Origin of the sequence: Streptomyces nymphaeiformis (genome assembly GCF_014203895.1) — a bacterium.
Lineage (GTDB): Bacteria > Actinomycetota > Actinomycetes > Streptomycetales > Streptomycetaceae > Streptomyces > Streptomyces nymphaeiformis.
This window is the reverse complement of the sequence record NZ_JACHJY010000011.1, coordinates 280,126-306,435: the sequence shown is the minus strand read 5'-3', so window position 1 is coordinate 306,435 and position 26,310 is coordinate 280,126. Positions and strand designations below refer to the sequence as shown.

Below are 26,310 nucleotides of genomic sequence, written 5' to 3'. Positions count from 1 at the left end.
ACAATAGTGTCACTGCGCTAACGTGACCGGCGTGAAGCTCAGGTACCAGTTCCGGGTGTATCCGAGCGCTTCTCAGCAGCGAGAGTTGGCGAAGGCGTTCGGGTGCGCCCGCGTCGTATGGAACGACGCCGTGCGCATCCGCCAGGATGCCCACCGGCAAGGGCAGCGGGTTCCGTCGATCGCCGAGCCGGCGAAGACGGTGATCACGGAGGCGAAGAAGACGCCGGAGCGCGCATGGCTGGGTGAGGTCTCGGCGGTCGTTCTGCAGTCCTCCTTGCGGGATCTCCAGGCTTCGTACAGCAACTTCTTCGCCTCACGGAAGGGATCCCGCAGGGGCACGAAGATGGGTCCGCCTCGGCTCAAGAGGAAGTCCGGCCGTCAGGCGGTCAGGTTCACGAAGGCTGCCCGCTTCTCCGTCACTGCCGACCGCAGGCTTCGGCTCCCGAAGATCGGCGGCGTAGAAGTCCGCTGGTCCCGTGAGCTTCCGTCCGATCCGTCGTCGGTAACGGTCGTCAGGGATTCTGCCGGGAGGTTCTTCGCCTCGTTCGTGGTCGAGGCTGAGGACAAGACGCTGCCCCGGCTGGACTGGGAGGGGACGGACACCGGGATCGACCTGGGCCTGTCCTGCTACGCGATCCTGCGGGGCCGGAAGATCAAGACACCGAAGTTCTTCCGGCGCGCGGAGCGCAGGCTCAAGCGGGCCCAGCGCGAGCTTTCCCGTGCGCAGAAGGGATCGAACAACCGACGCAAGGCAAAGGTAGCGGTCGCCAAGGTCCACGCCCGCGTCGCCGACCAGCGGCGCGACTTCATCCAGCAGGAAACCACCAGGATCGTCCGTGAGAGCCAAGCGGTCTACTCGGAGGACCTGAACTGAAGGGTATGGCCCGTACCTTCGGCAAGAGCGTGCACGACCGGGACCAGAACGCCGAGTACAACATCCGCGCCGAAGGGCGGCGCATCGTGGCCGAGGGACGACCGGACACGTGAAACGCCTGTGGAGCCCGTGTCAGACCCGGCAAGCCGGGCAGTGGGTGCCGAAGCAGGTACCACCCGAGGGCCGCCGTTCGATTCCGACGGCGGCCCGGCGGGAGTCCTCTCTCTTCGAGAGGAACGACGTCAAGCCACGGATAGGGCGATCCCATCGAGAATGTCGTGCTCGCTGACGACGACCTCGCGGGCCCCGACGCGCTCCACGATCTCCCGGACGACGAGCGCCCCCGCGATGATCACGTCGACCCGCCCGGGGTGGATGACGGGGATCGCGGCCCGCTCGTCGTGGGTGGAGGCGAGCAGCCGGTCGGTCACCTCGGCGACCTGGGCGGCGGAGATCCGCGAGTGGTGGACCTTCTCGGAGTCGTACTCCGGGAGCCCGAGGGCGATCGCCGCGACCGTGGTGACGGAGCCGGCGAGCCCGACGAGGGTCTCGGCCGAGTCGATCGGGACGGTCTCGGCGGCCAGGTCGAGCGCGGTGCGGATGTCGGCACGGATCGCGGCGACCTCCTCGGCGGTCGGCGGGTCGTGGCGGACGTGCCGCTCGGTGAGCCGGACGCAGCCGATGTCGACGGAGCGGGCGGCCTCGACGTGCTTGTTGCCGACCACGAACTCGGTGGAGCCGCCGCCGATGTCGACGACCAGGCGCCGGTCGTCCCCGTGGAGCTCGCCGGTGGCACCGGTGAAGGAGAACTCGGCCTCCTGGTCGCCGGTGATGACCTCGGGCTCGACGCCCAGGATCTCCACGACCCCGTTCACGAAGTCCTGGCGGTTCTCGGCGTCGCGGGAGGCGGAGGTGGCGACGAAGCGGAGCCGCTCGGCGCCCAGCTCCTTGATGACCTCGGCGTACGCGCGGCAGGCGGCGAAGGTCCGCTCCAGGGCCTCGGGGGCGAGCCGTCCGGTCTTGTCGACGCCCTGCCCGAGCCGGACGATCGTCATCCGGCGGTCCAGCTCGATCAGCTCGCCCGTGTCCGGGTGGACGTCGGCGACGAGGAGGCGGATGGAGTTCGTACCGCAGTCGATTCCGGCGACCCGGGTCACTTCTCCTCGCCCTCCTTCTCCGCGCACGGGTTCACGCACGGGCCCTTCGCCCACCATTCCGGCAGCATCGCGAGCGCCTCGTCGCCGAACGGGTTCACGCCCGGCCCGGCGACCAGCGAGTGGCCGACGAGGACGTGCAGGCACTTGACCCGGTCCGGCATGCCGCCGGCGCTCGGGAAGCCCTCCAGGACCTCGATGGCGTCGCGGCGGGCGATGTAGTCCTCGTGCGCGGCCCGGTAGGCGGCGGCGAGCTCCGGGTCGGTGGCGAGCCGGGCCTGCATCTCCTTCATGACCCCGTTGGCCTCCAGGGTGCCGATGGCCGAGGCCGCCCGGGGGCAGGTCAGGTAGTACGTGGTGGGGAACGGCGTGCCGTCGGGGAGCCGGGGCGCGGTCTCGACGACGTCCGGGTTGCCGCACGGGCAGCGGTGCGCGATGGCGCGCAGACCGCGGGGCGGGCGGCCGAGCTGGAGCTCGAAGGCGGCGATGTCCGTGTCGGTGGGCTCGGTGCGTTCGGTCTGCGGAGGGGGCGTTTCCATCTCGGATCCTGGAGTTGTTCAGTGGCGGTCGGCGTTGTCCACGCCGTCCCACAGGTTGTCGTACCAGGGGCGGTCCGCCGCGCCCTGGTCGGCGCGGGGCCGTTGCTCCGCGTCGGGGTCGTTCACGGTGAAGCCGGTCTCGCCGGGCAGCACGTAGTGCAGGTGCTCGCGGGCGAGGCGGCGGACGTAGGCCGGGTCCTGGAGGCGAGCCTTCTCGTCCTTCAGTTCCTCGACCCGCCGGGCGGCCTCGGCGGCCCGACGCTCCTGCTCGGCGATCTCGCCCTGCTGGGAGACGTAGCTCCGCATCGGGTAGGCGAGCGCCACGACGAGGGAGCAGACCACGAGGGCGAGGAAGGCCGCGCGGCCGGTGAGCCGGGAGCGGCGGGCCTGGCGGCGGGTCTGGGAGCGGTAGACACGGGCGGCGGTCTGCTCGCCGAGCAGCCTGATCCGGGTCGCGGTCGAGAACCGGTCCCGGTCCTTCGCGGCCATGTCGTGTCGCCTCCCCTGTTCACGCGTACGTCCCCGCACACGGTACGGGACCGAGTACGGGGACGGACGGAAGCGGCTCTACGGGGTTCAGCCCTTGAAGCGCGGGAAGGCGCTGCGGCCGGCGTAGACGGCGGCGTCGTCGAGGATCTCCTCGATGCGCAGCAGCTGGTTGTACTTGGCGACGCGGTCCGAGCGGGCCGGGGCGCCGGTCTTGATCTGGCCGCAGTTCACGGCGACGGCGAGGTCGGCGATGGTGACGTCCTCGGTCTCGCCGGAGCGGTGGGACATCATGCACTTGAAGCCGTTGCGCTGGGCGAGCTCGACGGCGTCGAGGGTCTCGGTCAGCGAACCGATCTGGTTGACCTTGACCAGGAGGGCGTTGGCGGTGCCCTCCTCGATGCCGCGGGCCAGGCGCTCCGGGTTGGTGACGAAGAGGTCATCGCCGACGATCTGGACCTTGGAGCCCAGCTTGTCGGTGAGGACCTTCCAGCCGGCCCAGTCGTCCTCGAACAGCGGGTCCTCGATGGAGACCATCGGGTACGCGGAGACGAGCTCCTCGTAGTACTCGGTCATCTCGGCGGCCGAGCGGGACTTGCCCTCGAACTCGTACACGCCGTCCTTGTAGAACTCGGACGCGGCGACGTCGAGCGCGAGCGCGACGTCGGAGCCCGGGGTGTAGCCGGCCTCCTTGATGGCCTCGACGATGAGGTCGAGGGCGGCGCGGTTCGACTCCAGGTTCGGGGCGAAGCCGCCCTCGTCGCCGAGGCCGGTGGAGAGGCCCTTGCGCTTCAGGACGGCCTTGAGGGTGTGGTAGATCTCCGCACCCCAGCGGAGGGCCTCGGAGAAGGACTCCGCGCCGATCGGGGCGATCATGAACTCCTGGATGTCCACGTTGGAGTCGGCGTGCGACCCACCGTTGAGGATGTTCATCATCGGAACGGGCAGCAGGTGCGCGTTCGGGCCGCCGAGGTAGCGGAAGAGCGGGAGGTCGCTGGCCTCGGAGGCGGCGTGCGCGACGGCGAGGGAGACGCCGAGGATGGCGTTGGCGCCGAGCGAGCCCTTGTTCTCGGTCGCGTCCAGGTCGAACATGGCCTGGTCGATCAGGCGCTGCTCGGTGGCGTCGTAGCCGACGAGCTCCGGGCCGATCTGCTCGATGACGGCGAGGACGGCCTTCTCGACACCCTTGCCCAGGTAGCGGTTGGGGTCACCGTCGCGGAGCTCGATGGCCTCGAAGGCACCGGTGGAGGCGCCGGACGGAACGGCAGCACGGCCGGTGCTGCCGTCGTCGAGGCCGACCTCGACCTCGACCGTGGGGTTGCCTCGGGAGTCCAGGATTTCCCGGGCTACGACGACGTCGATGGACGGCACGAGCATCTCCTTTTTGGGATGTGACGCTGGATGTGACGCAAGGTCGGTGCAGGGTCGCTTGGCCTTGCGACAAGAGCCTAACCGGCGCGGGCGCTCCCGCCCGCCGGGCGCCCGCCCCCTGGGACGAAAAAGGACCCAAGGGCATGCATTGGGGGACGAAGGCACCCTTATCTACTGGACAGTAACCACGAAGTCCGCCCGAAGGGAGTGCTCCCCGTCCCGCAAGGGAGTCCCCCTGTACCCCCTATAAGGGGGAACCCCGGTCCGGCGCGCACGGGGGAGAGGCGCGCCGGACCGGGGTGGTCACCGCGGGAGGGTCGTCGGGGCCGCGTGAGCCGCCGGACTCACGCGAACCGTCGGGGTCACTTCAGGTGGAGCTGCTGACCCGGGTAGATGAGGTCGGCGTTCTCGACGACGTCCTTGTTCAGCTCGAAGAGCTTGGCCCAGCCGCCCTTGACGTGGTGCGCCTCGGCGATCTTGCTGAGGGTGTCGCCGGTGACGACCTTGTACTCGCCGTCGCCCTTCTGGACCTTCTTGCCGGTCGGGGTGGTGACGGTCTTCTTGGCGGCCTTCGGGGCCGCGCGGTGCTCGCTGCGGGTGGTCGGCTGCTCGGCGCGACGCTCCGGCTTCGGGGCGGCCTGCTGCTCGGGGACGGCCTGCTGGGGCTCGCTCTGCTGCTGCGGGGCGGACTGCTGCGGGGTCTCGGCGGCGCCGCCGTCGTAGGAGGCACCGGAGAGGCCGACGCCGCAGCTCGGCCACGCGCCCTTGCCCTGGCCCGCGAGGACCTTCTCGGCGACGGCGATCTGCTGGGACTTCGACGCGAGGTCGGCGCGCGGGGCGTAGGCGGTGCCACCGAACGCGGCCCAGGTGGAGTTGGTGAACTGGAGGCCGCCGTAGAAACCGTTGCCGGTGTTGATGGCCCAGTTGCCGCCGGACTCGCACTGGGCGACGGCGTCCCACTCGGAGGCGGTGGCGGCCGAGGCGGTGCCGGCGGTCATCAGCGGGGCGGCGACGGCGATGCCGGTGACGCCGACGAGGGTGACGACCTGGGTGGCCTTGGAGGGACGGCGGTGTTTGCCCTTGGCGGAAAACAGCATGGGGATTCTCCTCACCGACGCCTGTGAGGTGAGCTGTCGGGTTCGGGCCGGAAAGTTGCCCGGCCGCGTGTCCTTGCACGCGGCTTCACCCCAAGCCGATCGTCGGCCGTCTGTCTCAACGGCCGGGACCGGCACTTACCTTGGGTCCCCCACTCCTGCCTTCGGCGCTTGCGCGACGACTGTTCCCATCGGCCGACGGCAGGATTCGGCGTTTCGGTCGACGGGGCCCGCGGTGGCGAGCGGTGACGACCGTAGACACAGACCCACCGGAAGTTCAAAGAGGCTCATTGCGGAAAAATCGCCTCTGCTTGCCCTCCGGTGGGAGGTGTTTGTGCAGGTGAGAGGTGACGGGAGCAAAGTTTGCGGACGCGACACGCCAGTTGGGGCGAAGAGACCCATGTCTCACTTGCCCAGAACCGGACATAAGACCGCGAACTAACCTTCCGCCTGTACCGAACCCGCCGTCAGGTCGAGGCTCTGACCAGGCAGGATGAGGTTCGGATCGACGCCCACCGTCTTCCGGTTGGCGTCGTAGAGCGCGGTCCAGCCTCCGGGGAGTTCGTTCTCCTGCGCAATGCCGGACAGGCTGTCACCCGGCTGCACGGTGTACTCGCCCGAAGTGTCCTGACTGTCCGTTGCGCCCGAATCCTTCGCCGCGTCAGCCACGGGCGTGGAGTCGACCTTTTCGGCGGACTCGTCCGCACCTGCCGCATGCTTGCCTGTTTCGGCCGAAGTGTCCGGCTTACCGGATTCCTCCGGCGCGGCCTCGCCGCGGTGCTTGCCGGTGCCGGGCGCGGCCGACGGCACGTCACCCTTCGGCGCGTCGGACGAATCCGGCGTACCGGGCGTAACGGACGCATCGGGGGTGCCCGGGGTCGCCGGCGTGGCGGGCGCGGCCGGGGTCGTCGTCGACGCGCCCGGTGTGGCGGAGGTCGCAGGGGCGGTCGGCGCGGCCGGGGTCGCGGACGCCTTCCCCTGCTGGGAGGAGGCCGTCGGCGCGTCGCCCGTGGTGCGGTTGGACTCGGGGAGCGGCCCGGTGGGCGTCGTCGGGACGGCGGCCGGGCCGGGGTTCACACCCGTGGCCTTGCCGTCGTTCGTCAGGCCGGCGATCGGCGCGCAGGTGGCCCACTCGGTGCTGCCCTGGGCGAGCGCCTTCTCGGCCACCGCGATCTGCTGGGCACGGCTGGCCAGGTCGGGGCTGGGCGCGTACGCGAGGCCGCCGTGCCGCTCCCAACTGTCCTGGGTGAACTGGAGGCCGCCGTACATGCCGTTGCCGAAGTTGGCGCTCCACTGGCCGCCGGACTCGCACTCGGCGACCCGGTCCCAGGTGGGGGCGTCGGCGGCGGAGGCGGATCCGGTGGCGAGCAGCGGCAGCGCCATGGCGGATCCGGTCACGCCCGCGGCGACGACGAGGGCGGGGGCCTGACGGGGGCGACGGTGTCGTCCGTTCCCGGAACGCATAGGAGCGCCTTTCGCGTGACGGCTGAGACTGCCGGGAAACGTAGCCGCATTCGAACGTCCGTCACAAGTCGATGGCGCCACGATCACGCGAAGATCACATTCCTGACGGATCCTCAGTAGCCAGGACCGGTACGGAAGGGGAGAACTCCACCGGAAGCGTGCGCAAACCACGCATGATGAGCCCGCCGCGCCACCGCAGTTCGGCCGGATCGGCGGCAAGTCGCAGGTCCGGCAGGCGAGTCAGCAGCGTCGCGATCGCCGTCTGCCCTTCGAGGCGGGCGAGCGGCGCGCCCAGGCAGTAGTGGATGCCGTGCCCGTAGCCGAGGTGCTGGTTGTCGCGCCGGGCGAGGTCGAGGGTGTCGGGACCGTCGAAGCGCTCCGGGTCCCGGTCGGCGGCGGCGAGGACCACGAGCACCGGGTCGCCCGCCGGGATCTCCTGCCCGCCGATGGTCAGCGCCCGCGTCGCGTACCGCCAGGTCGCCATCTCCACGGGCCCGTCGTACCGCAGCAGCTCCTCGACGCCGGTCTCCAGGAGCCCGGTCTCCCCGGCGGCGAGCGAGGCCTGGAGCCGCTCGCGCTGCCCGGGGTGGCGGAGGAGCTGGTAGACGCCGTTGCCGATGAGGTTGACGGTCGTCTCGAAGCCGGCGAACAGGAGGATGAAGGCCATGGCGGCGGCCTCGTTCTCGGTGAGGTGCTCACCGTGGTCGGAGGCCTTGATGAGCCCCGAGATGAGGTCGTCCCCCGGGTCCTCTCGCTTTCGGTGGATGAGCTCGGCGAGATAGCCGCGCATCTTCTTCACCGACCGGGCGACCCCGCCGCGCGGCCCGCCGCCGTGCCGGACCATCATCCCGGCCCAGTCCCGGAAGTCGTCCTGGTCCTCCGCCGGCACGCCGAGGAGGTCGCAGATCGCGTAGATCGGCAGCGGGAAGGCGAACTCGTGGATGAGGTCGGCGCTCCCCCGCTCCACGAAGGAGTCGATGAGCCGGTCGGTCAGCTCCTGCACGCGCGGGGTGAACTCGGCGACCCGGCGCGGGGTGAAGGCCTTCGAGACGAGCCGCCGCAGCCGGGTGTGGTCCGGCGGGTCGATGTTGAGCAGATGCGTCATCAGCTCGGCCTTGCGCTCGCCCGGGATGCCCGTCTTCCCCTTCGCGTGCGGGGACTCGTCGTGGTGCGCGGGGTTCTTGGAGAGCCGCTGGTCGGCGAGGGCCTGCCGGGCGTCCGCGTACCGCGTCACGAGCCAGGCCTCGACGCCGCTGGGCAGCGTCGTCCGGTGGACGGGCGCATGCTCCCGCAGCCAGGCGTAGGCGGGGTACGGGTCGCTCGCGAACTCCCAGGTGAAGAGCTCGGGCATGGGGGCGGGGCCGGGGGTCGTACTCACGGCACGACCGTACAGGGCGCCCCCTGCGGCCCATTCAAGGAGAAGATGTGATCAAACGGTGCGGGTTGTGCCCTAGATTCTTGCCAGTGGATCCCCAGCTGCTCAGAAGCACGTTCGCGGTCGTCGAGAGACGGGCCGAGCACGCCGTCACGTTCTTCTACTCGCACCTCTTCTGGAACAACCCCGGGGTGCGCGAGCTCTTTCCCGAGGACATGCTCCCCCAGCGGGACCGGCTCTTCGCGGCGCTCACGCACGTGGTGACGCACCTGGAGGACCCCGGGCTCGCCGGCTACCTCGGCCAGCTGGGCCGCGACCACCGCAAGTTCCTCGCCTCCCCCGCGCTGTACGCGGCCGTCGGGCAGAGCCTGCTCGCCGCGTTCGCGTACGCCGCCGGTGCCGTCTGGACGATCGAGGCGGAGAAGGCCTGGACCGAGGCGTACGGGCACGTCGCCGATCTGATGCTGGCGGGCGCCGACACGGCGGCGAAGGCCGGGGAGCCCGCGTGGTGGGACGCGGACGTCGTCCGGCACGAGCGGTACGGCGACGACCTCGCCGTCCTGACCCTCCGCCCCCGGCAGCCGATGCCGTTCCGCCCCGGCCAGTACGTCAGCGTCAGCTCGCTGCGGGTCCCGCGCGTCTGGCGCACCTACTCCCTCGCCGACGCGCCCCGCCCGGACGGCACGCTGGAGCTGCACGTGAGCCGGATCGCGGGCGGCGCGATGAGCACGGCGCTGGTCGAGGAGACGGGCCCGGGCGAGGTGCTGCGGCTCAGCGCGCCCGGCGGCGGGCTCACCGCGCGGACCCCGCCGGGCGGACTGCGCACCTATATATGCGGGGGCACGGGCTGGGCCCCGGTGCGGGCGCTGCTCGTGGAGGCCGCCGAGGCCGAGCCGGAGCTTGAGGGCCGGCTGTTCGTGGTGGCCCGCGCGAAGGAGTACCTGTACGGGCGCGAGGACGCCGAGCTCCTGAAGGAACACCTCCCCGGCCTCAGCGTCACCTACATCACGGCCGCGCCCCGCCAGCGCAGGGACCAGGCGACGGAGCGGCTGCTCCAGGCGCTGCGGGCGTGCGTCCACTGGGCGGCGCACGATGTGTACCTCGCCGGTCCGCCGGCGTTCGTGGCGGAGGTCGCCGAGGTCCTGGAGGAGCTGGGCACCGACCCGGCGCGGATCCACCACGACGCCCTGCCGTCCGTCGGCCGCTTCAGCACCCGCCCGAACACCGCCGCCGAACGCCTCCTGGGCCCCCCGGCCCCCCTCTGGCACAACCCCGAGGCCCGGGCGCCGCGCGACCGGGCCTAGGCCCTGGCCGTCCAGGCCCTCCCCCGCGCGATCCGGCCTGACCGGAAGACCGGAAGACCGGCCCTAGCCGTCCAGGCCCTCCGCCGCGCGGATCGCGTCCCGGTACGTCCGGGCGGCGGCCCGCAGCGCCGCCTCCGGGTCCACGCCGGCCGCGTCGGCGCGGGCGGCGAGGGCGAGCAGTTCGTAGCCGATGCCCTCGGCCGCCGGGAGCTTCACGTCGAGGCCCGCCGTCCGGACCCGCCCCGCGAGCTTCGCGGCGAGCGCGAGTCCCGGCTGCCCGAGCGGCACCCCGTCCGTGACGGACTCCCGCTGCTTCTCGATCGCCTTGGTGCGCAGCCAGTGCGCGTGGACGTCCTCGGGGGTCTCGGCGGTCGCGTCCCCGAAGACGTGCGGGTGCCGGTGGATCAGCTTCTCGACGAGCGTCCCGGCGACGTCGTCCACGGAGAACGGCTCCTCCGCGTCCTCCTCGGCGATCCGGGCGTGGAAGACGACCTGGAGCAGGACGTCCCCGAGCTCCTCGCGCAGCTCCCGCCGGTCGCCCTCCTCGATCGCCTCGACCAGTTCGTACGCCTCCTCGATGGCGTACTTGGCGAGCCCCTGGTGGGTCTGGCGCGAGGTCCAGGGGCACTCGCGGCGGATGCGGTCCATGATCTGCACGAGGTCGAGGAGGCGGGCGCCGGGCAGGTCGTACGAGCCGGGCAGCAGCTCCAGGTCGGGCATGGACACGCGGCCGGAGCCGGCGAGCCGGGCGAGGCCGTCGGTCAGCGCCCGGTCCCCCTCGCCGGAGGGCAGCAGCAGGACCGTACGGCCTCCGGCGCAGGCCTCGACGAGCTCCTCCGCGGTGGGCCGGAGGTGCTCGACGGCGACGCCGGCCTCCCGCAGGTACGGCAGCTGGGGGTGGTCCTCGTCGGGGCAGAGCACCCGGTCGGCTCCGTGCAGCGCCTGCCAGGCGGGCCAGGACAGCAGTCCGGGCGCCACGCGGTGGCTGGCGGTGAGCAGGACGATGCGGCCGGGGCTCTCAGAAGTCACCCCTCGAACCTACCCCGGGTGGGGGCGCCCGGCGGATCAGGGGCGGAAAGGCCGCGGCGTCTGGTGCATGGGGTCTCCCCAGGCCCGCCAGGGCCGAGGGGACGCATCGCAAGGCGCCGGAGCGTCCTCATAGCGGAGCTATTAGGTCGTTTCGGCAACGCGGCGAGGTGCCGTGCCAGGCGTCGCGGACCCGCCCCTGATCCGCCGGGCGCCCCCCTACGCTCCCGCCGGGACGGCCGCCGGGTCCTGGGTGATCTGGCGGAGCCAGGGGGCCGTGGTGTCGGAGAGGCGGACCTGGGCGTCGTCCCAGCGGCCGTACCGCGGGTTCACGTCGATGCCGAGGTCCTTGGAGGCGGCGGAGAAGACGTCCGTCAGCTTCTTCTGGCCCTCGGCGTTCTCGGTGACGCCCAGCTTCTGGGCGATCTTGTTCATGAGGACGTTGCGGCGGACGAAGTCGTCGATCTGGTCGGGCGCGACGCCCTGCTCCTGGAGGAGGACGGCCTTGAGCTGGTCCTCGCCGCCGCCCTGGCGGACGAAGGAGTCCCGGGTCTGCTGGAGCTCGGCGCGGGTGGCGGTGACGCCGTGGTCCCGGGCGACCTTGTCGACGACCCGGTCGAAGATCATGACGTTGAGCTTGCGGCGGCTGAGGTCGCCGGTCGCCGCGACGAGCTGCGCGGACTGCGGCGAGGCCGCCTGCGCGTCCCGTACGTCCTCGACCTGTGCCTGGAGGCTGGACACCTCGATCCGTTCGCCGCCGACGACGGCCGCCGCCCCTGGGTGGGCGTCGTTGCCGCAGGCGGTGAGCAGCGGGCCCGCGGCGAGGAGGGCGGCGGAGACGGTGAGCGCAGTGCGGCGGTGCAAAGGAGCCTCCCGGGCTGGTCGTGCGTCACGTTGAACGACCTTGCGGTGATCGATGGTAGGGAGTCGCCGGGGCCGGAGCCACTACTTCGGAGCGACTGTTTCCCACAACGACTCACCCGTCACCCGGGTGTCGGCCGGATTCGCACCTCCGCCCGTCTCCTTCAGCAGATAGTGCGGCCGCCGCTTCACCTCGTAGTAGATGCGTCCGACGTACTCGCCGATCAGCCCGGCCATCACCATCTGCACCCCGGCGAGGGCGGTGACGGCGACGAGGAGGGTGACGTAGCCGGGGGTGGTGACGCCGTTGACCAGGGCGTCGCCGACGATCCAGGCCGCGTAGCCGAGGGCGACGACGGTGAGGAGGAGGCCGAGGTGGACGGCGGCCCGCAGGGGCTTGTTGTTGAAGGAGAGGAGTCCGTCGAGGCCGTAGTTGAGGAGCTTGCCGAAGGTCCACTTGGAGCGGCCCTGTTCGCGGACGGCGTTCTCGTAGGAGAACGTCGTGGTGCGGAAGCCGACCCAGGAGAAGAGGCCCTTGGAGAAGCGGTTGTACTCGCCGAGGTCGAGGACCGCGTCGACGGTGCGGCGGGAGAGCAGCCGGAAGTCGCCGACGCCGTCGACGAGCTCGACGTCGACGAGCCTGTTGATCGCCCAGTAGTAGATCCGGGCGGTGAGGGTACGGGTGACCCGGTCGCCCTCGCGGGTGCGGCGGGCGACGACCTGGTCGTACCCCTCGGCGTGCAGGGCGACCATGCGGTGCACGAGCTCCGGCGGGTGCTGGAGGTCGGCGTCCATGATCACGACGGCGTCGCCGGCGGCGTGCCGGAGTCCGGCGAGCATCGCGGCCTCCTTGCCGAAGTTCCGGCTGAAGGAGAGGTAGCGGGCGCGGTCCGGGTCACGCCCGGCGAGCTCCTGGAGGAGCGGGAGGGTCCCGTCCCGGCTTCCGTCGTCCACGTACACGAGCTCGAAGTCCCCGTCGAGACGGGCGAGTTCGGCGGTGACGTGGTCGTGGAAGCGGGCGAGGACGTCCTCCTCGTTGAAGCACGGGACGACGATCGAGAGCAGCACGCGGCCCACGACAACGGAGCCCGGTGTCCCGGCCGGTCCGGGTGGATGACCTTCAGAAGGCCATCGCGTGAACTGGTCCGGCGGACCGGTCCGTCCCGGTCGGTCCGCTGTCATATTCGATCCGTCATGCCGAACGCCACACGCTCCCAGCCGCGCACCGTCCTCCCCGCCGCCCTTCCCGCCGGCATCCGGTCACCGGCTCTCGCACCCGCCCTCGCCTCGCTCCTCGCCGTCCTCGCCGTCTGCGGCGGGGACGCCGTCGCCCGGGTGTTCCCCTTCGGGTCGCGCCACCGGGCCGTGAACGACCTCGCCAACCAGTTCGTGCCGTTCCACGCGCACCTGTGGGACCTGCTGCGGGGCCGGGCGGACGGCGGGCTGCTGCTCGACTGGCAGGCCGGCTGGGGCACGAGCTTCCTGCCCGACTACGGCACCTATCTGTCGAGCCCCTTCGCGCCGCTGGTCGCGCTCTTCCCGCGCGGCGACATCGAGTACGCGGTGTACGGGATCACGGTCCTGAAGACGGCGGTCGCGGCGGCGGCGATGACGTTCCTGCTGCGGCGGACCGGCCCGGCGGGCGTGTGGTGGTGGGCGTCCGTGCTCGGCGCCTCGTACGCGCTGTGCGGCTGGTCGCTCGCGGAGGGCACGTACAACCCGATGTGGCTGGACGGCCTGATCGCCTTCCCGCTGCTCTGCCTGGTGGGCGAGTGGGTACGGGAGGGCCGGCGGCCGCTCCTGGGGGCCCTGGTCGTGGCGGTCTGCTGGCTCGCGAACTTCTACACGGCGTACATGGCGACGCTGGGCGCCGCGCTCGTGCTCCTGGTCCGCCTGGCGCTCACGGACTCGTTCCGGTGGCGGACGCTGCTCCGGGCGGCGGTGACGACCGTGCTCGGGATCGGCCTCGCGGCCCCCGTCCTCGTCCCCGTCTTCCTCGGCTCCCGGCACGCTTACCCGGGCGTGGTCCGGGACTTCGTGCCGGCGACCGGCACGGACTTCCTCGCCCGGCTGCTCCCCGTGACGTACAGCTTCGCGACCCCGGCGGCCTTCGTCGGCACGGCGGTGCCGCTGCTCGCGGGGGCGCTGCTGTTCCGCCGGGACGCGCCGGGCCGGGAGCGGTGGCTGTGGGGCGGTCTGTGCGCGGCGGTGGCGCTGTCGATGCAGTGGGCCCCGACACACCTGCTGTGGCACGTCTTCGCCACCCCGAACGGCAGCCCGTACCGGCAGACGTTCGTCCTGTCCGGCATCCTCGTGCTCGCCGCCTGGACCGGCCTCGCGCACGGCCTCCCGGACCGGCGGTCGCTGCTCGGCGGGACGGCGGTCGTCCTGGCCCTCGCGGCCGGGGCGCTGCCGAGCGCGCTCGTCACCTCCTGGTCGCTGCTCCTCGCGGGCGCGGGCCTGGCGGCGGTGGCGGGGGCGCTGCTCCTCCCGCGCCGGGGCCGGTACGGCCTGCTCGCCGCGCTCCTCGTGTCGGGCAGCCTCCTCGGCCAGGCGGCGGCGACGACGGCGTACGCGGACCGGGAGCGGCTGGTCCGGCTCGACGACTACCCGCCGTGGGGCGCGGAGCACGAGCGGCGGGCGGCGGCGCTCGCGGCGGCCGACGGCTGGCCCGCGTACCGCACGGACTCGGGGCTGCCCCGGGTCGCGGGCAACGATCCGCTGCTCCTGGGCGGCCAGGGCGCCGCGTACTACAGCAGCCACACCCCGGCGGTCCTGACGGAGACCCTGGCCGCGCTGGGCGGCGGCTGGACCTCGCGCGGCCGGAACCTGCTGAGCCTGGACAACCCGGTGACGGACGCGCTGTTCGGGGTGGGCGCGCGGTGGCGGGACGGCGAGGTGGTCCGTACGGACGGGTACCTGCCGCTGGTGACGGTACGGCCTTCCGGCCCGCCCCCGGTCTACGGCACGTCCCCCTTCCGCAACCAGGAACTCCTCCTGGGGGCCGAGGTCTACGAGCCCCCGCACGCGGGCGCGTGCCGCGTCGGTACGGAGGTCTTCCTCTGGGCCCCGGACGCGACGGGCACGGCCCGCCTCGGCGACCGCGAGACCCACCTCCTGGGAGGCCGGCCGAAGCGCCGCGCGGCCCTGACGTCCCTGGGCGTCCAGCGCGTCCCCGGCCTGAAGCCGACCCTCCCGGGCCCCGGCGAACTCGGCTGCCTGGACCACGACCGCCTCCGCGCCGCGGTGACGGCCCTCCGCACCCACGCGGCCACGTCGATCCAGGTCACCTCGGACGGCATCCGCGCCACCCTCCCCCCGGGCACCACGGGCACGGCGGTCGTGGCGACGCCGCGCCTCGCGGGCTGGCGGTGCAACGGCACGACCCCCCTCGCGTACGGCGGCCTCCTCGCCGCCCCGACCCGCAACGGCACCCTCTCGTGCACGTTCCACCCCCCGGGCCTCCGCACAGGCCTGACCGCAGGCGCCCTGGCGGCACTGGGGCTCCTGGGCGTGCTCGTGGTGCGGGTCAGGAACCGGCGAGCGCCTCACTGACGACCGCGCTCACCGCCGCAGCTCCCAGCGGACCTCGCCGTCCTGTTCCTCGTCCGTGGGTGTGAGGCCGGACGCCCGGGCGACGGCGGCTGAGGCCGTGTGGTCGGGGTGGACGTGGGCGACGACCGTGTGGACGCCTCGGTCCACGAGCAGGGCGACGAGGGCTTCGGCCGCCTCTCGGGCCAGGCCCCGGCCCTGCCAGGGCGTTCCGACGATCCAGGCGATCTCGGCGGTACGACCGTCGTCGGTGACCGTCGCCTGGACGGTCCCGGTGAGCCGGGCCTCGGCGCGGAGTCGCAGCACCCAGTTGCACCAGACGACCGCCGGGTCGGGCGACCCGGCGGTCAGCCGCTCGTACCGCGCGCGGAGTTCGGGCGCGGTGAGCGGCGCGCCGCCGATGAAGGTGTGCAGGGTGGAGTCGGCGAGCACCCTGGCCATCTCATCGGCGTGCGCGACGGCGAGCGGCACGAGGTCGAGCCGCCGTGTCCTCACGATGGTGGTCTTCACGCGTCGAAGTCCCAGATCCCTTGGCCGTTGTTCCCGGTCATTGTCGTCCCTCCTCCCGTCGTCGGTCGAACGGCTCCGAGCCTAGGGAGCCGCCGCCCGGCCCGCTGTGCGCCCGGCGCGGGCCTCCTTGACGCTCAGCGCGCGGAACTCGGTGGGGCTGAGCCCGTACGCCTCCCGGAAGGCCCGGCTGAAGACGGCCGGTCCGCTGAACCCCCAGCGCGCGGCGACGGCCTGCACCGGAAGGCCGGGACGGGCGAGGTCGTCGCGGCACCGTTCCAGACGGCGCCGCCGGACGCGGGCCCGGACGGTCTCCCCGTCGCCGTGCGCCTGGAACAGCTGGTGCAGGGTCCGTACGGAGATGTGGTGGGCGGCCGCGACGGCCGCCGGCGTGAGGTCGGGGTCGCCGAGGTGGGCGTCGACGAAGGTGTGGATCCGCTGGAGGAGCGCCCGCGCCCGGGCCTCGACGGGCAACTGCTCCTCGACGTCGAGGTTCTGGGCCAGGCAGGCCGCTGCCAGGTCGACGACGACGGAGCCGAGCCGCGGCAGGTCCTCGGGCGCGCACTGCCCGGCGTGGCCCTCCAGGGACGCGAGGAAGGCGGCGAGGACCGCCCCGAGCCCGTGCCCGCCGGGGATCCGGCTGGCGAGCAGCCGGTCGATCCGCCGGGTGCGCAACGGCAGGACGTCACGCGGGAGTTGCAGCATGGTCAGCTGCACGGGCCCCGAGTCGGTCGGCATGGCCGCGTCGGAGGGCCGCGAGGTGTCCCAGAAGACCAGGTCGCCCGCGCCGACGTTGCAGTCGTTCCGGTGCTGGGACATGAAGGTGGCGCCGCGCCGCATCAGTCCCAGCTGGTACTGCTCCGGGTCGCCGCGCCGGATCAGCGCGGGCGTACGACGGGACCGCAGGGGCGAGAAGGAGAACCGCGCGACGCGCACGGTCTTGAGGTCCAGGACGGCCGCCTCGGCCTGGAAGTCGGCGGGCCGCTCGACGCTGAGCGCGGTGGGCATCACCTCCCGCGAGACCAGGTCGGCGAACCAGTCGAACCGTTCCCGCGCGGGCAACTCCCCTGCCGAGACCACTGACCACATCGCACGCCCCCGATCGATCTTGCCGTCAGTCAGCGGCCAGAATGCAGCGGCGCGAAGGCGTTTGTCGCAGGGTTTCCCGCCCGGCGTGGCGACGCGGAGGGTCCTACGCGTCGCCCAGGAACCCCGGGTCGACCCCGTCCAGTTGCAGGCTCGTCTCCTTCGCGAAGCCGAGCAGCTCCCCCAGCGGCACCACCGCGCGGCTCGTTCCGGCCAGGTCCTGGTGCGCCTCGACGGACCACAGGGGCGGGTAGAGGCTGAGCCCCTCGCCGCCGGTGAGGCTCGGCACCTCGTCCCGCCAGCCGGGCCAGCGCAGCCCCTCGTAGAACTCCTCGACGCCCCCGGCGAGCACCCACGACAGCCAGGCCCCGTAGCCGGCGCCGATCGCGTCCCAGCGCAGCGAGTCGGGCGCGAAGTAGACCATCTCGCCGGGGCTGCCCGGGAGTCCGGTCTCCTCCGCCGTGCCGCCCTGGATCGCGAAGGCCCCGCCGAGCACGTCGTGCGCGACGACGAGCCCGCCGGCGGGCCGCCAGGCGGGGTCGGGCGCGCCGGGGTAGCCGTTGACCCGGGCGAGGCCGGGCAGGCGCCGGTCGTTGTGGGCGGCCGGGCTGCCGTACACCCGCAGCCAGCCGTCGTCGACGAGCGCACCGCCGGTGCGGAAGAGGAACGCGCCCAGGTACGAGCGGACGGTGACCTGCGTCTGGTGGAGCGTGGCCGCCGCCCGCCCGGGGTCGGCGTCGAGGACCTCGACGGGCACCTTCGCCGCCCGCAGCTCCGCTTCGAGCAGCGGCCACGCCGGCTCGTCGACCTCGGTCAGCTCGCTCAGTTCACGCACACGGCCATCGTCGCACGCCGTTCTTCGTTGATCGACGGCCCTCTCGGGGGTATCTTGCATTACATGGTTCCTGGCGAAGCAAGATCAGAGGCGACCGGAAAGGTCGCCAGTCAGCTGCGCAAGGGCGTACTGGAGTACTGCGTCCTGGCCCTGCTGCGCGACGGCCCGCGCTACGGCGTCGAGATCCTCGACGAGCTGGCCGCGGTGAGCGTCATGACCACCAGCCAGGGCACGATCTACCCCCTGCTGTCCCGGCTCCGCCGCGACGGGCTCGTCGACACCGAGCTGCGCGAGTCGGCCACCGGCCCCGCCCGCCGCTACTACACGCTCACCACGCCCGGCAGGACCGCGCTCGCAGAGTTCGCCGAGAGCTGGCCGCGCTTCCGCGACGGCGTCGACCACTTCCTGACCGCACCCCACGGAGGCTCCGCATGACCGGCACCGAACACCCCCTCGTGACCGACTACCTGTCCACGGTCGAGCGGGAGGCGTCCTTCCTGCCCGCGGGGCGCCGCGAAGAACTCCTCGCCGACCTGCGCGAACACCTCGCGGTCGCCGTCGGGGACGAGCAGGACCCGCAGGCCGTCCGCACGGCCCTCGAACGGCTCGGCAGCCCCGCCGCCATCGCGGCCGCCGCCCGCGCGGAGGAGCCGGAGGCCGCGGCGGCGGCGACCACGGCGGTCGCCCCCAAGCCCCCGAATCGCACCCGTCACACCATCACCGCCGTCCTGATCGGCGTCACCGGCTTCGCCGGGATCGCCGGCTCCCTCCCCTCGGCGGCCGCCCTGATCGTGGGCCTCGCCCTGCTCTGGACCTCCGACGCGTGGGACCGGGACACCAAGGTCCTGGCCACCGCCCTCACCGTCGCGACCCCGGTCGTGGTGCTGCTCGGCGCCTTCCTCCTCTCCGGCCGCTTCGGCGTGATGGAGCTGCTCGCGGTCCTGGCCGTGGGCATCGCCCTGCCCGCCACGGCGGCGGTGCGCCTGCTCCGCGCCCTGCCCAAGGCCGCCTGACCAGGAACGGAACAGGGAGGGCCCGCCCCCCTCCCCGACCAAGATCATCCCGGGTGCAGAATGACCCGTATGACCCTGTCGAACACACCGATACCGACCACGATCGACGACGCCCACATGGTCGGCCGCACCCTGGCCTCCGCCTTCGGCGACGACCCGATGATGCGCTGGTTCTTCCCCGACGAGGCGACGCGCGAGGCGGACCTCGACCGCTACTTCACGACCCTCTTCACCCGGCAGTACGGCCTGCACGGCGTCTGCGAGCGGACCGGGTCCGCGGCCGCCTTCTGGGTGTCGCCCGAAGGCGCGGACAAGGCCGTCCCCGACGCGGACACGATCCAGCAGCTCGTGGAGATCCTCGGCGACCGCACCCCGGTCTTCCAACAGGCGGTGATGGCCGCCGCCGAGCACGGCCCGACGGAACCCCACTGGTACCTCGCCCTGATCGGCGCCGACCCCGCCGCCCGGGGCCAGGGCCACGGCTCGGCCCTCCTCCGCTCGGGCCTCGCGAAGGCCGACGCGGCGGGCCTGCCGGTCTACCTGGAGTCCTCCAAGCCGGACAACCTGCCGGTCTACGAGCACTTCGGCTTCGTCGTGCGCGACGAGTTCGCCCTCCCGGGCGGCGGCCCGGTCCTGTGGTCCATGAAGCGGGACCCCCGCGGCTAGGGATGGTCCTGCCACAGGTGGCGCCGGAGCAGCACGTTCGCGTCCGTCACCGCACTGTGGTCGAACCGTTCCCGGGCCTCCCGCCGGTCCCGTACGAGCAGCGCACACGCGACACAGTGCGGTACGGGCTCCGGCGGGCGGCTCAGGTCGGGCACGGGCCCCGGCGCCCCCGCCCCGGCCCTCCCGTTGGCCGCCCGCACGCCGGCGCTCAGCCGCTCGGCGGGCGTCGCCGGGCGCACATCGGCGGGGTCCGCCTGCCACTCGCGCCCGCCGCCGACCGGCCGGAGCATCACGTAGGGCCCGGCGGCCCCCTTGAACTCACCGACCGCACACGCCACTTGGTCGTAGACCCAAGCTCCCGGTTCCATGGATACCGCCTCCTCCACTGGACTACCCTCTGTGATCCCGACGCTACGAGAATGGACCGGGAAACAGGGAACCCGGAGCGGTGGCGGGCCGTACTTCCGCAGGTCGCGCGGGTAGTTCCACATCTTCCACAAGGGAGTGCGCGCGATGCCGGCGAGACGGGTGGTGACGGGCCGCAGCCAAGAACCGCGGAAGCGGTTCGCGGAGGAGCTGAAGTCACTCCGCACCGAACGGGGCCTGAGCCTGCGGAAGCTGGGCGAGGTGGCGGGCTGGGACTGGTCGCTGTTCTCGAAGATGGAGAAGGGCGAGACGCTGGGCGGCCCGGAGGTGGTCCAGGCGCTGGACCAGTACTACGGGACGGGGCGGATGCTGTTGGCGTTGTGGGAGCCGGCGGTGGGGGACCCAACGCAGTTCAAGGAGCGGTACCGGAGGTACATGACGCTGGAGGCGGAGGCGATGAGCCTCTGGTACTACGCGCTGGGGGCCGTGCCGGGCCTCCTCCAGACGCCCGCCTACGCTCGGACCTTCCTGGCGACGAGCGGCATGGACGGCGAGGAACTGACCGCTCAGGTGGAAGCGCGGATAGGCCGCCGCGAGCTCCTGACAGGAGACGACGCACCGCCGTTCCGAGCCATCCTGTCGGAGACGGTGCTCCGCACAGCACTGCCGGATCTCACCGCATGGCGCGAGCAGTTGGAGCACCTGCTGACGATGGGCGAGCGCCGGAACATCACGATCCAGGTCATGCCGCACGCCGCCGGCCCGCACGCGCTGACCACCACTGACGTGATGTTCCTACGACTGACGGACGGACGCCCGGTGGCCTGGGTGGAGACGGGCCACTCAGGTGACCTCGTGGAGGAACCGGCAGCCGTCGAGCGACTGCAACTCCTCTACGATCGGGTCCGTGATCTGGCGCTTTCCCCGGCGGATTCACGGAAGTTCATCATGTGGAATTTGGAGGAAGCATCGTGCGAGCCGTCGGCCTGAGCAGCGTCACGTGGCGCAAGAGCTCCTACAGCAACAACGACGGCGGCAACTGCCTTGAGGTCGCCGACGACTTCCCCCACATCCCCGTCCGCGACTCCAAGAACCCCACCGGCCCCACGCTCGCCTTCGGGGCCGCCGCCTGGTCCTCCTTCGTCGCCGGGGTCAAGGGCGGGCGGATCGGCGCCTGATGGTGCCCGCCGGGCAACGGGGTCGGCATCGCAGGGCGCCGGCGGCGATCACATGGGGCACAAGCAGTGGTTGAGGGCCGCACTCCGCGCTGGGGGTGCGGCCCTCGGTGCGTGTGGTTACGAGGTCCAGCCGCCGTACGGCACGGTGATGAGTTCCATGGCGTGACCCGCCGGGTCCATGAAGTACACGCCACGACCGCCGTCGTTGTGGTTGATCGTGCCGGGCTGCTTCCGCTGGGGGTCGGCGTAGTGCTCGATGCCGCGCTGCCTGATCTGCGCGTACGCCGCGTCGAACTCCTCCTCGGAGACCAAGAAGGCGTAGTGCTGAGGGGTGATGCTGTCCGCGGGGACGGTGGCGAAGTCCAACGTGACGCCGTTGCTCAGGCCGACCGCGATGAACGGACCCCATTCGGCGGTGATCTCAAGGCTGAGCAGGTTCGCGAAGAATTCCGCGGACTCCCGGTTGTCCCGGGCGTGGACGATCGTGTGGTTCAACTCGACTGACAAGGAATGCCTCCGAAGGCATGTCCCGACACCTCCATGCCTCACCCAGCCGGTGACCGACACGCGATGTCGCCGTAGATCTTAGTACTGTCGTCATTCCGTCGTCTACGGAGTGAGCCGACGGCATCCGGCCGGCAAGGGCGTCTACGCCGCGTCGGCGGCGAGCCAGGCTCTCGCCGCCGCCTCCGCGTCCGCGTCCGCCTCGCAGTCAGGGCACCGGCCCGGTTCCCAGGCGCGGAAGGCGACCTCCTCGCAGGTGACGCAGGTCTGGATGGGCGGCGGGCCCTGGGCGGGGGCCACCGTGGGGAGCGGGGGCGGCAGCAGAGTGTTCAGACGGTGGGAGAGCAGGCCCGCCGGGTGCTTGAGGGGGTCCGGGAGGGTGGCCAGCAGGGTGCGGCGGACCGCGTCGGGCGTGGCGCCCCGGGCGAACCAGGCGTCGACGGCCGGGGCCAGATGCCGGATGTCCCGCTCGGAGAGCAGGAAGCGCGCGTCGTGGCGGCGGAGGTCGAGCAGCAGCCCGGCGGCCGGGGTCCGGGGGACGGCAGGGGTCTCGTCCCGTACCGGCCCCGGGTCCCTTTCGGGGTCCGGGTCAGGGTCCGCATCCGGCTCCGGAGGCTCGACCGCACCCGGATTGTTGTACGAGACCGTACGGGTCACGATCCGGCCGCTCGGAAGGCGCTCACGGGTCCGGGACAGGTAGCCGTGGGCCTCCAGCTCGCGGAGGGCGGCGGCGACGCGGATCTCGCCCTCGGGGAAGCGCGCGGCGAGGCACTTGACGCCGATGCGGGAGCCTGCGGGCAGCGACTGGATGTGGGCGGCGAGGCCGATCGCGGTGAGCGAGAGGTGCTCGTGCTGCGTGAGGTGGTTGCCGACGACGGTGTAGCCCGTCGTGTGGGTGACATTGGCGTGGATGACGCCCGCGCCGGAAACGGGCGCGCTAAGGTGCTGGGTACCCATGGGGGAAGCGCTACTTCCTCGATGGCCAGGCCCCCGCCGTGGATTCCGAGTCCCGTCGGGGGCCGAGCATTTTCAGTTCAGGTCGCCGCGAGCATATGCCAGGCAACCGCCCCGAGATCCAGCCCAGTTGGCGAGGTTCGCTCGTGTGGGTGACGCCCCCTCAGGATGACCGCTTAGAGCAGGTGGGGTGGGGTTGGTACTTCCCCCCGGTACTTAAAGGACGTCGGCGCAAGCCGGGTCGCGGGACCGCTCGACGCGGCGCACGGTACGCACCCGACACGCTACGCTCCGCGACATGACCAGTTGGAGTTACACGAACGTCGGCCTCCCCACGGACGCGCTGCAGGTCGAGAGCATCACCGTCACCCCGGACCCGCCGAAGCCCGGCGCCGAGGCGAAGATGGTCATCAAGGGCACCGTCCAGACCGCCATCGAGGACGGCGCCTCCTTCGACCTCACCGTCAAGCTGGGCCTCATCAAGCTGCTGCACAAGCAGTTCGACCTCTTCGAGGAGCTGCGCAACGGCTCGTCCTCCGAGGGGTGGAGCGCGACGCCCGACCCGGCCGGAGGGCCGATCAAGCCCGGTCCCGTGGAGCTGACCTACGTCATGCAGCTCTCACGGGAGATCCCGCAAGGCAGGTTCAAGATCCAATTCCGGGCCTTCACCGCCGACGAAGACGATCTGGCCGCGCTCGACTTCGATTTCGACTTCATGCCGACCGCGTCCTAGGAGCCCAGGCCCCGGTACGCCGAAGCGGCCTCCGCCCGTCGTGGGTGGAGGCCGCTTCGCGTCGTCGGGGCGCTCAGTCGAGGCAGAACTCGTTGCCCTCGATGTCCTGCATGTTGATGCAGGACTCGTTCTCGCCGTCGGCGTACAGCGTCTTCAGGTGGACCGCGCCGAGCTTCACCAGGCGCTCGCACTCGGCCTCAAGCGTGGCCAGGCGCTCGTCACCCACGAGGCCCTTGCCGGCGCGTACGTCGAGGTGGACCCGGTTCTTGACGGCCTTGCCCTCGGGGACGCGCTGGAAGAGCACGCGCGGGCCCTTGCCCGTGGGGTCGGTGCACCCGAAGTAGACGTCCTGCTCCTCGATCGGCGTCGCAAGGCGGTACTCCTCCCAGGTGGCGAACCCCTCCGGGGCCGGCGGCAGGACGTATCCCAGCACCTCGCACCAGAAGGCGGCGAGGCGGATGGGCTCCGCGCAGTCGAACGTGACCTGGAATTCCTTGATCGATGCCATCCGGCCACCGTAGCAAGGGGACCCGGCGGCGCTCATTTCCTTTTCAGGTGGTCAGGATCACCAGGCGCCGGGTCGCGCGGGTCATCGCCACGTACCGGTCGACCGCGCCCTCGATGCCCTCGCCGAAGGACTCCGGGTCGACGAGGACGACCAGGTCGAACTCCAGGCCCTTGGAGAGGGACGGGGTGAGCGAGCGGACCCGGGGGCGCTCCGCGAACGCCGGGGCGCCGATGACGCAGGCGACGCCCTCGGCGTTCTCGGTGAGCCAGGTGTCGAGGATCCCGTCCAGGTCGGCGGCCGGGGCGTGGGCGACCGCGATCCCGTTGCTGCGGATGGACGTCGGCACGTTGGCGTCCGGGAGCGCGGCGCGGATGACCGGCTCGGCCTCCGCCATGACCTCTTCCGGCGTGCGGTAGTTGATGCTCAGGGACGTCATCTCGACGCGGTCGAAGCCTGCCCGCTCCAGGCGCTCCCGCCACGACTCGGTGAAGCCGTGCCGGGCCTGGGCGCGGTCGCCGACGATCGTGAAGCTCTTCGACGGGCAGCGGAGCAGCAGCATCTGCCACTCGGCGTCGGTCAGCTCCTGCGCCTCGTCCACCACGATGTGCGCGAACGGGCCGTCCAGCGGCTCCCGTTCTGCGTCCGGCAGGGCGCTCTCGTCGATCAGGCTGTCCTGGAGGTCCTTGCCCCGCAGCATCGTGACCGCGCCCTCGCCGTCGGCGTCGGCCGCGACGATGCTGTCGATGACGCCGGCCATGCGCTCGCGCTCGGCGGCGACGGTGGCCTTGCGCCGCAGCTTGAGCCGGGCCGTGCCCGGGTCGCCGAGCCGCTGCCGGGCCGCGTCCAGGAGCGGCAGGTCGGAGACCGTCCACGCCTGGGCGTCGGCGCGCCGCAGCCGCTTCACCTCGTCGGGGGTCAGCCAGGGCGCGCACAGCCGCAGGTACGCGGGGACCGTCCACAGGTCGCCGACGAGGTCGGCCGCCTCCAGCATCGGCCACGCGCTGTGGAGGGCGCCGGTCAGCTCCCGGTCCTGGCGCAGCGACTTGCGGAACTGGGCCTCCGGGACCTCCTCGCCGTCGTACTTGTCGTAGAGGAGCGAGACGAGGTGCTCCCAGATCTGATCGCGGGCCTCGTTGTGCGGGGTGCCCGGCTCCGCCGCGTCGAAGGCCTCCGCCCAGTCGGCGGCCGTCAGCCGGATGTCCGACCAGTGGGTGGAGACGGTCATGCCCTCGGTGGGCGGCTCCTCGTAGAAGGCCACGGCCTTCTCGATCGCCTTCACCATGTCCGCCGTCGACTTCAGGCGGGCCACCTCCGGGTCGGACTCCGGCCGCGCCTTCGCGCCCTCGGCGACCAGGTCGCGCACGGTGCAGGTCCGTACGCCCTCCTCGCCGAGGCTGGGCAGGACGTCGGCGACGTAGTTCAGGTAGGGCTGGTGCGGGCCGACGAACAGCACGCCGCCCCGGCGGTGTCCGAGGCGCGGGTCGGAGTAGAGCAGGTGCGCGGTGCGGTGCAGGGCGACGACCGTCTTCCCCGTACCGGGGCCGCCGTCGACGACGAGGGCGCCGCGCGAGCCCGCGCGGATGATGGCGTCCTGGTCGGACTGGATCGTGGCGAGCACGTCCCGCATCCGGGGCGAGCGGTTGCCACCCAGGCTCGCGATGAACGCGGACTGGTCGTCGAGCGCGGCATGCCCTTCGAGGCCGTCGGCGGTGAAGACCTCGTCCCAGTAGTCCGTGATCCGGCCGCCGGACCAGCGGTAGCGGCGGCGGCTCGCCAGGCCCATGGGGTTGGCGTGCGTCGCCGCGAAGAACGGTTCGGCCGCCGGGGAGCGCCAGTCGACGAGCAGCCGGCGGCCGGTGCTGTCGGTGAGGCCGAGCCGCCCGATGTACACGGGCTCATCGGCGGCCGTGCCCTCCGCGTCTTCCGTGCCGACCACGCGGCCCAGGCACAGGTCGAGGCCGAAGCGGCGCAGGGTCCGCAGGCGGCCGGAGAGCCGGTGGATCTCCGCGTCCCGGTCCATCGCCTCCCGGCCGACCCCGCCCGGCGCCTTCCGCTCGGCGTCGAGCCGCGCCGACAGTTCGGCGATCGTCTCGTCGAGGCAGCGGGCGATGGCGGCGAAGTGCTCCTCGTCCGCGGCGATGAGCGCCGGAGCGGCCTTGGAAGAGAGGTTGCCGGAGAGGTCGAACACACCGGCAATGAGGGACGTCATGTAGTGAATACCCCGGTTTCGCAGCTTCTGGCTTTCTTCGAGGAGTGATTCTGCGTCACGAGGGGGGCCTTGCCGCAAGGCCCCCCGTCCGCTATACGTTGAGAGTGCGAGAGGTGCGTACTCCCCTCTCCTTCTCTCCCCCTCTCCCCCGTCCCGGGGCGGAAATTTCTCGGACACTCGTCGCAACCTCGGGTGGTGCCGCACGTCTGGTGGGTTGAAGGCGCCCTTCAGCTGATGTTCCAGACCGTGTTTCCGACACTTCCTCGGGAGAACCCCATGACCACCCACGCCAAGCGCGACTACCGCCCCCGTCCCCGACTCCTGGGCGCCGTCGCCGGTGCCGTGCTGCTCCTCGGCGGCGGGTTCGTCGCGCAGGCCGTCGCCGACTCGGGCCCGAAGCCGGCCCCTGTCGCCCCGGATGCCGCGCCCGCCGCACCGAAGGTCGTCACCGCGCCGAAGCCGGTCGCGCCGAAGCCGGTCCCCGCGCCCGCGTCCGCCGCGCCGAAGGTCAGCGCGCCCAAGCCCACGCCCGCGCCGGTTCCCGCGCCCGCCGGTGACGCGCCCCGCGTGATCGCGCCCGGCAAGTAGCAGCACCGGGTGCGTGGGGGGACCCGCCCCCGGGTCCGCCCGCGCACCCTTCCCTCCCCCCTC

At 72.1% G+C, this 26,310-nt stretch carries 28 protein-coding genes and 1 riboswitch; of the genes, 10 read left to right on the top strand and 18 right to left on the bottom strand.

The window, feature by feature from the left end:
* Positions 1-31 precede the first annotated feature (31 nt).
* Positions 32-874: an RNA-guided endonuclease InsQ/TnpB family protein gene (locus GGE06_RS34685; protein ID WP_312883399.1), complete on the top strand. Its 843-nt coding sequence runs from the start codon at positions 32-34 to the stop codon at positions 872-874.
* A 242-nt stretch (positions 875-1,116) separates the two neighbouring features.
* On the opposite strand, the gene GGE06_RS34680 is transcribed toward GGE06_RS34685, so the two are convergent.
* From GGE06_RS34680 to GGE06_RS34650, 7 genes are all read right to left on the bottom strand, one after another.
* Positions 1,117-2,031, bottom strand: a complete 915-nt coding sequence (locus tag GGE06_RS34680) for a Ppx/GppA phosphatase family protein (RefSeq protein WP_116160611.1) — start codon at positions 2,029-2,031, stop codon at positions 1,117-1,119.
* Positions 2,028-2,567 carry a DUF501 domain-containing protein gene (locus GGE06_RS34675; RefSeq protein WP_116160610.1) on the bottom strand — a complete coding sequence of 180 codons (540 nt, stop codon included), beginning with the start codon at positions 2,565-2,567 and terminating at the stop codon, positions 2,028-2,030. The genes GGE06_RS34680 and GGE06_RS34675 overlap by 4 nt, the downstream gene beginning before the upstream one ends.
* Positions 2,568-2,585: 18 nt before the next feature.
* Entirely contained in the window at positions 2,586-3,056 is a 471-nt protein-coding gene (locus GGE06_RS34670) for an FtsB family cell division protein (protein WP_116160609.1), read from the bottom strand.
* A gap of 87 nt (positions 3,057-3,143) precedes the next feature.
* Positions 3,144-4,430 (bottom strand): phosphopyruvate hydratase, encoded by a 1,287-nt coding sequence (gene eno / locus GGE06_RS34665; protein WP_116160608.1) that lies wholly within the window; start codon positions 4,428-4,430, stop codon positions 3,144-3,146.
* Between the two features lie 356 nt (positions 4,431-4,786).
* Positions 4,787-5,521, bottom strand: a complete 735-nt coding sequence (locus GGE06_RS34660) for a LysM peptidoglycan-binding domain-containing protein (RefSeq protein ID WP_184932647.1) — start codon at positions 5,519-5,521, stop codon at positions 4,787-4,789.
* Between the two features lie 3 nt (positions 5,522-5,524).
* Positions 5,525-5,698, bottom strand: a riboswitch (cyclic di-AMP (ydaO/yuaA leader).
* Between the two features lie 258 nt (positions 5,699-5,956).
* Complete coding sequence (locus GGE06_RS34655) at positions 5,957-6,982, bottom strand: transglycosylase family protein (RefSeq protein ID WP_184932646.1); 1,026 nt, start codon at positions 6,980-6,982, stop codon at positions 5,957-5,959.
* A gap of 94 nt (positions 6,983-7,076) precedes the next feature.
* Positions 7,077-8,333 carry a cytochrome P450 family protein gene (locus GGE06_RS34650; protein ID WP_184932662.1) on the bottom strand — a complete coding sequence of 419 codons (1,257 nt, stop codon included), beginning with the start codon at positions 8,331-8,333 and terminating at the stop codon, positions 7,077-7,079.
* A gap of 113 nt (positions 8,334-8,446) precedes the next feature.
* Between GGE06_RS34650 and GGE06_RS34645 the strand changes: the two genes are divergently transcribed.
* Positions 8,447-9,661 carry a globin domain-containing protein gene (locus tag GGE06_RS34645; RefSeq protein ID WP_116160604.1) on the top strand — a complete coding sequence of 405 codons (1,215 nt, stop codon included), beginning with the start codon at positions 8,447-8,449 and terminating at the stop codon, positions 9,659-9,661.
* A gap of 63 nt (positions 9,662-9,724) precedes the next feature.
* Here the strand turns inward: GGE06_RS34645 and GGE06_RS34640 are convergent, their stop codons facing one another.
* From GGE06_RS34640 to GGE06_RS34630, 3 genes are all read right to left on the bottom strand, one after another.
* Complete coding sequence (locus GGE06_RS34640) at positions 9,725-10,690, bottom strand: nucleoside triphosphate pyrophosphohydrolase (protein ID WP_116160603.1); 966 nt, start codon at positions 10,688-10,690, stop codon at positions 9,725-9,727.
* A gap of 216 nt (positions 10,691-10,906) precedes the next feature.
* Positions 10,907-11,551, bottom strand: a complete 645-nt coding sequence (locus GGE06_RS34635; protein ID WP_116160602.1) for a SurA N-terminal domain-containing protein — start codon at positions 11,549-11,551, stop codon at positions 10,907-10,909.
* 81 nt (positions 11,552-11,632) lie between these two features.
* Positions 11,633-12,616, bottom strand: a complete 984-nt coding sequence (locus GGE06_RS34630; protein ID WP_184932645.1) for a glycosyltransferase family 2 protein — start codon at positions 12,614-12,616, stop codon at positions 11,633-11,635.
* A gap of 126 nt (positions 12,617-12,742) precedes the next feature.
* Between GGE06_RS34630 and GGE06_RS34625 the strand changes: the two genes are divergently transcribed.
* Positions 12,743-15,103: a YfhO family protein gene (locus tag GGE06_RS34625; RefSeq protein WP_184932644.1), complete on the top strand. Its 2,361-nt coding sequence runs from the start codon at positions 12,743-12,745 to the stop codon at positions 15,101-15,103.
* Between the two features lie 9 nt (positions 15,104-15,112).
* On the opposite strand, the gene GGE06_RS34620 is transcribed toward GGE06_RS34625, so the two are convergent.
* The 3 genes from GGE06_RS34620 to GGE06_RS34610 all read right to left on the bottom strand — a co-directional run bounded on the left by GGE06_RS34620 (position 15,113) and on the right by GGE06_RS34610 (position 17,528).
* Positions 15,113-15,610, bottom strand: a complete 498-nt coding sequence (locus GGE06_RS34620) for a GNAT family N-acetyltransferase (protein WP_220378539.1) — start codon at positions 15,608-15,610, stop codon at positions 15,113-15,115.
* An 81-nt stretch (positions 15,611-15,691) separates the two neighbouring features.
* Complete coding sequence (locus GGE06_RS34615; RefSeq protein WP_184932643.1) at positions 15,692-16,696, bottom strand: AraC-like ligand-binding domain-containing protein; 1,005 nt, start codon at positions 16,694-16,696, stop codon at positions 15,692-15,694.
* A 103-nt stretch (positions 16,697-16,799) separates the two neighbouring features.
* Positions 16,800-17,528 carry a DUF2625 domain-containing protein gene (locus GGE06_RS34610; RefSeq protein WP_116160598.1) on the bottom strand — a complete coding sequence of 243 codons (729 nt, stop codon included), beginning with the start codon at positions 17,526-17,528 and terminating at the stop codon, positions 16,800-16,802.
* Between the two features lie 63 nt (positions 17,529-17,591).
* Here GGE06_RS34610 and GGE06_RS34605 point away from each other — a divergent pair, with 63 nt between their 5' ends.
* From GGE06_RS34605 to GGE06_RS34595, 3 genes are read left to right on the top strand one after another with little or no spacing between them, the layout of a single operon-like run.
* Positions 17,592-17,963, top strand: a complete 372-nt coding sequence (locus GGE06_RS34605) for a PadR family transcriptional regulator (RefSeq protein WP_116160597.1) — start codon at positions 17,592-17,594, stop codon at positions 17,961-17,963.
* On the top strand, positions 17,960-18,541 hold the full coding sequence (locus GGE06_RS34600) for an HAAS signaling domain-containing protein (RefSeq protein ID WP_116160596.1): 582 nt from the start codon (positions 17,960-17,962) through the stop codon (positions 18,539-18,541). The genes GGE06_RS34605 and GGE06_RS34600 overlap by 4 nt, the downstream gene beginning before the upstream one ends.
* Positions 18,542-18,601: 60 nt before the next feature.
* Entirely contained in the window at positions 18,602-19,207 is a 606-nt protein-coding gene (locus GGE06_RS34595; RefSeq protein ID WP_184932642.1) for a GNAT family N-acetyltransferase, read from the top strand.
* Here the strand turns inward: GGE06_RS34595 and GGE06_RS34590 are convergent.
* Positions 19,204-19,575, bottom strand: coding sequence for a hypothetical protein (locus tag GGE06_RS34590; protein ID WP_116160594.1), 372 nt, complete (start codon positions 19,573-19,575; stop codon positions 19,204-19,206). The genes GGE06_RS34595 and GGE06_RS34590 overlap by 4 nt on opposite strands.
* Positions 19,576-19,720: 145 nt before the next feature.
* Here GGE06_RS34590 and GGE06_RS34585 point away from each other — a divergent pair, with 145 nt between their 5' ends.
* Entirely contained in the window at positions 19,721-20,563 is an 843-nt protein-coding gene (locus GGE06_RS34585) for a helix-turn-helix domain-containing protein (protein ID WP_184932641.1), read from the top strand.
* Positions 20,545-20,751, top strand: a complete 207-nt coding sequence (locus GGE06_RS34580; RefSeq protein ID WP_116160592.1) for a DUF397 domain-containing protein — start codon at positions 20,545-20,547, stop codon at positions 20,749-20,751. Before GGE06_RS34585 ends, GGE06_RS34580 begins: the two co-directional genes overlap by 19 nt.
* Before the next feature lie 117 nt (positions 20,752-20,868).
* On the opposite strand, the gene GGE06_RS34575 is transcribed toward GGE06_RS34580, so the two are convergent.
* Positions 20,869-21,258 (bottom strand): VOC family protein, encoded by a 390-nt coding sequence (locus GGE06_RS34575; RefSeq protein ID WP_184932640.1) that lies wholly within the window; start codon positions 21,256-21,258, stop codon positions 20,869-20,871.
* A gap of 141 nt (positions 21,259-21,399) precedes the next feature.
* A complete protein-coding gene (locus tag GGE06_RS34570) occupies positions 21,400-22,212 on the bottom strand; it encodes a helix-turn-helix domain-containing protein (RefSeq protein ID WP_184932639.1) in 813 nt (270 codons plus the stop codon).
* Between the two features lie 295 nt (positions 22,213-22,507).
* On the opposite strand from GGE06_RS34570, the gene GGE06_RS34565 reads away from it, so the two are divergent.
* Positions 22,508-22,942 (top strand): ML domain-containing protein, encoded by a 435-nt coding sequence (locus GGE06_RS34565; RefSeq protein WP_181924618.1) that lies wholly within the window; start codon positions 22,508-22,510, stop codon positions 22,940-22,942.
* Positions 22,943-23,015: 73 nt separating this feature from the next.
* On the opposite strand, the gene GGE06_RS34560 is transcribed toward GGE06_RS34565, so the two are convergent.
* A complete protein-coding gene (locus GGE06_RS34560; RefSeq protein WP_116160588.1) occupies positions 23,016-23,450 on the bottom strand; it encodes a VOC family protein in 435 nt (144 codons plus the stop codon).
* 43 nt (positions 23,451-23,493) lie between these two features.
* Positions 23,494-25,659: an RNA polymerase recycling motor ATPase HelR gene (gene helR, locus GGE06_RS34555; RefSeq protein ID WP_184932638.1), complete on the bottom strand. Its 2,166-nt coding sequence runs from the start codon at positions 25,657-25,659 to the stop codon at positions 23,494-23,496.
* A gap of 276 nt (positions 25,660-25,935) precedes the next feature.
* Here helR and GGE06_RS34550 point away from each other — a divergent pair, with 276 nt between their 5' ends.
* Positions 25,936-26,247: a hypothetical protein gene (locus tag GGE06_RS34550; protein ID WP_116160586.1), complete on the top strand. Its 312-nt coding sequence runs from the start codon at positions 25,936-25,938 to the stop codon at positions 26,245-26,247.
* The last annotated feature ends 63 nt before the right edge of the window (positions 26,248-26,310 follow it).

Excerpts from the sequence above, each read along its gene's own strand:
- GGE06_RS34675 (WP_116160610.1), bottom strand. The coding sequence starts at position 2,567 with ATGGAAACGCCCCCTCCGCAGACCGAACGCACCGAGCCCACCGACACG.
- GGE06_RS34670 (WP_116160609.1), bottom strand. The coding sequence starts at position 3,056 with ATGGCCGCGAAGGACCGGGACCGGTTCTCGACCGCGACCCGGATCAGG.
- eno (WP_116160608.1), bottom strand. The coding sequence starts at position 4,430 with ATGCTCGTGCCGTCCATCGACGTCGTCGTAGCCCGGGAAATCCTGGAC.
- GGE06_RS34660 (WP_184932647.1), bottom strand. The coding sequence starts at position 5,521 with ATGCTGTTTTCCGCCAAGGGCAAACACCGCCGTCCCTCCAAGGCCACC.
- GGE06_RS34655 (WP_184932646.1), bottom strand. The coding sequence starts at position 6,982 with ATGCGTTCCGGGAACGGACGACACCGTCGCCCCCGTCAGGCCCCCGCC.
- GGE06_RS34650 (WP_184932662.1), bottom strand. The coding sequence starts at position 8,333 with ATGCCCGAGCTCTTCACCTGGGAGTTCGCGAGCGACCCGTACCCCGCC.
- GGE06_RS34625 (WP_184932644.1), top strand. The coding sequence starts at position 12,743 with ATGCCGAACGCCACACGCTCCCAGCCGCGCACCGTCCTCCCCGCCGCC.
- GGE06_RS34615 (WP_184932643.1), bottom strand. The coding sequence starts at position 16,696 with ATGTGGTCAGTGGTCTCGGCAGGGGAGTTGCCCGCGCGGGAACGGTTC.
- GGE06_RS34605 (WP_116160597.1), top strand. The coding sequence starts at position 17,592 with ATGGTTCCTGGCGAAGCAAGATCAGAGGCGACCGGAAAGGTCGCCAGT.
- GGE06_RS34600 (WP_116160596.1), top strand. The coding sequence starts at position 17,960 with ATGACCGGCACCGAACACCCCCTCGTGACCGACTACCTGTCCACGGTC.
- GGE06_RS34595 (WP_184932642.1), top strand. The coding sequence starts at position 18,602 with ATGACCCGTATGACCCTGTCGAACACACCGATACCGACCACGATCGAC.
- GGE06_RS34590 (WP_116160594.1), bottom strand. The coding sequence starts at position 19,575 with ATGGAACCGGGAGCTTGGGTCTACGACCAAGTGGCGTGTGCGGTCGGT.
- GGE06_RS34585 (WP_184932641.1), top strand. The coding sequence starts at position 19,721 with ATGCCGGCGAGACGGGTGGTGACGGGCCGCAGCCAAGAACCGCGGAAG.
- GGE06_RS34570 (WP_184932639.1), bottom strand. The coding sequence starts at position 22,212 with ATGGGTACCCAGCACCTTAGCGCGCCCGTTTCCGGCGCGGGCGTCATC.
- GGE06_RS34565 (WP_181924618.1), top strand. The coding sequence starts at position 22,508 with ATGACCAGTTGGAGTTACACGAACGTCGGCCTCCCCACGGACGCGCTG.
- GGE06_RS34560 (WP_116160588.1), bottom strand. The coding sequence starts at position 23,450 with ATGGCATCGATCAAGGAATTCCAGGTCACGTTCGACTGCGCGGAGCCC.
- helR (WP_184932638.1), bottom strand. The coding sequence starts at position 25,659 with ATGACGTCCCTCATTGCCGGTGTGTTCGACCTCTCCGGCAACCTCTCT.
- GGE06_RS34550 (WP_116160586.1), top strand. The coding sequence starts at position 25,936 with ATGACCACCCACGCCAAGCGCGACTACCGCCCCCGTCCCCGACTCCTG.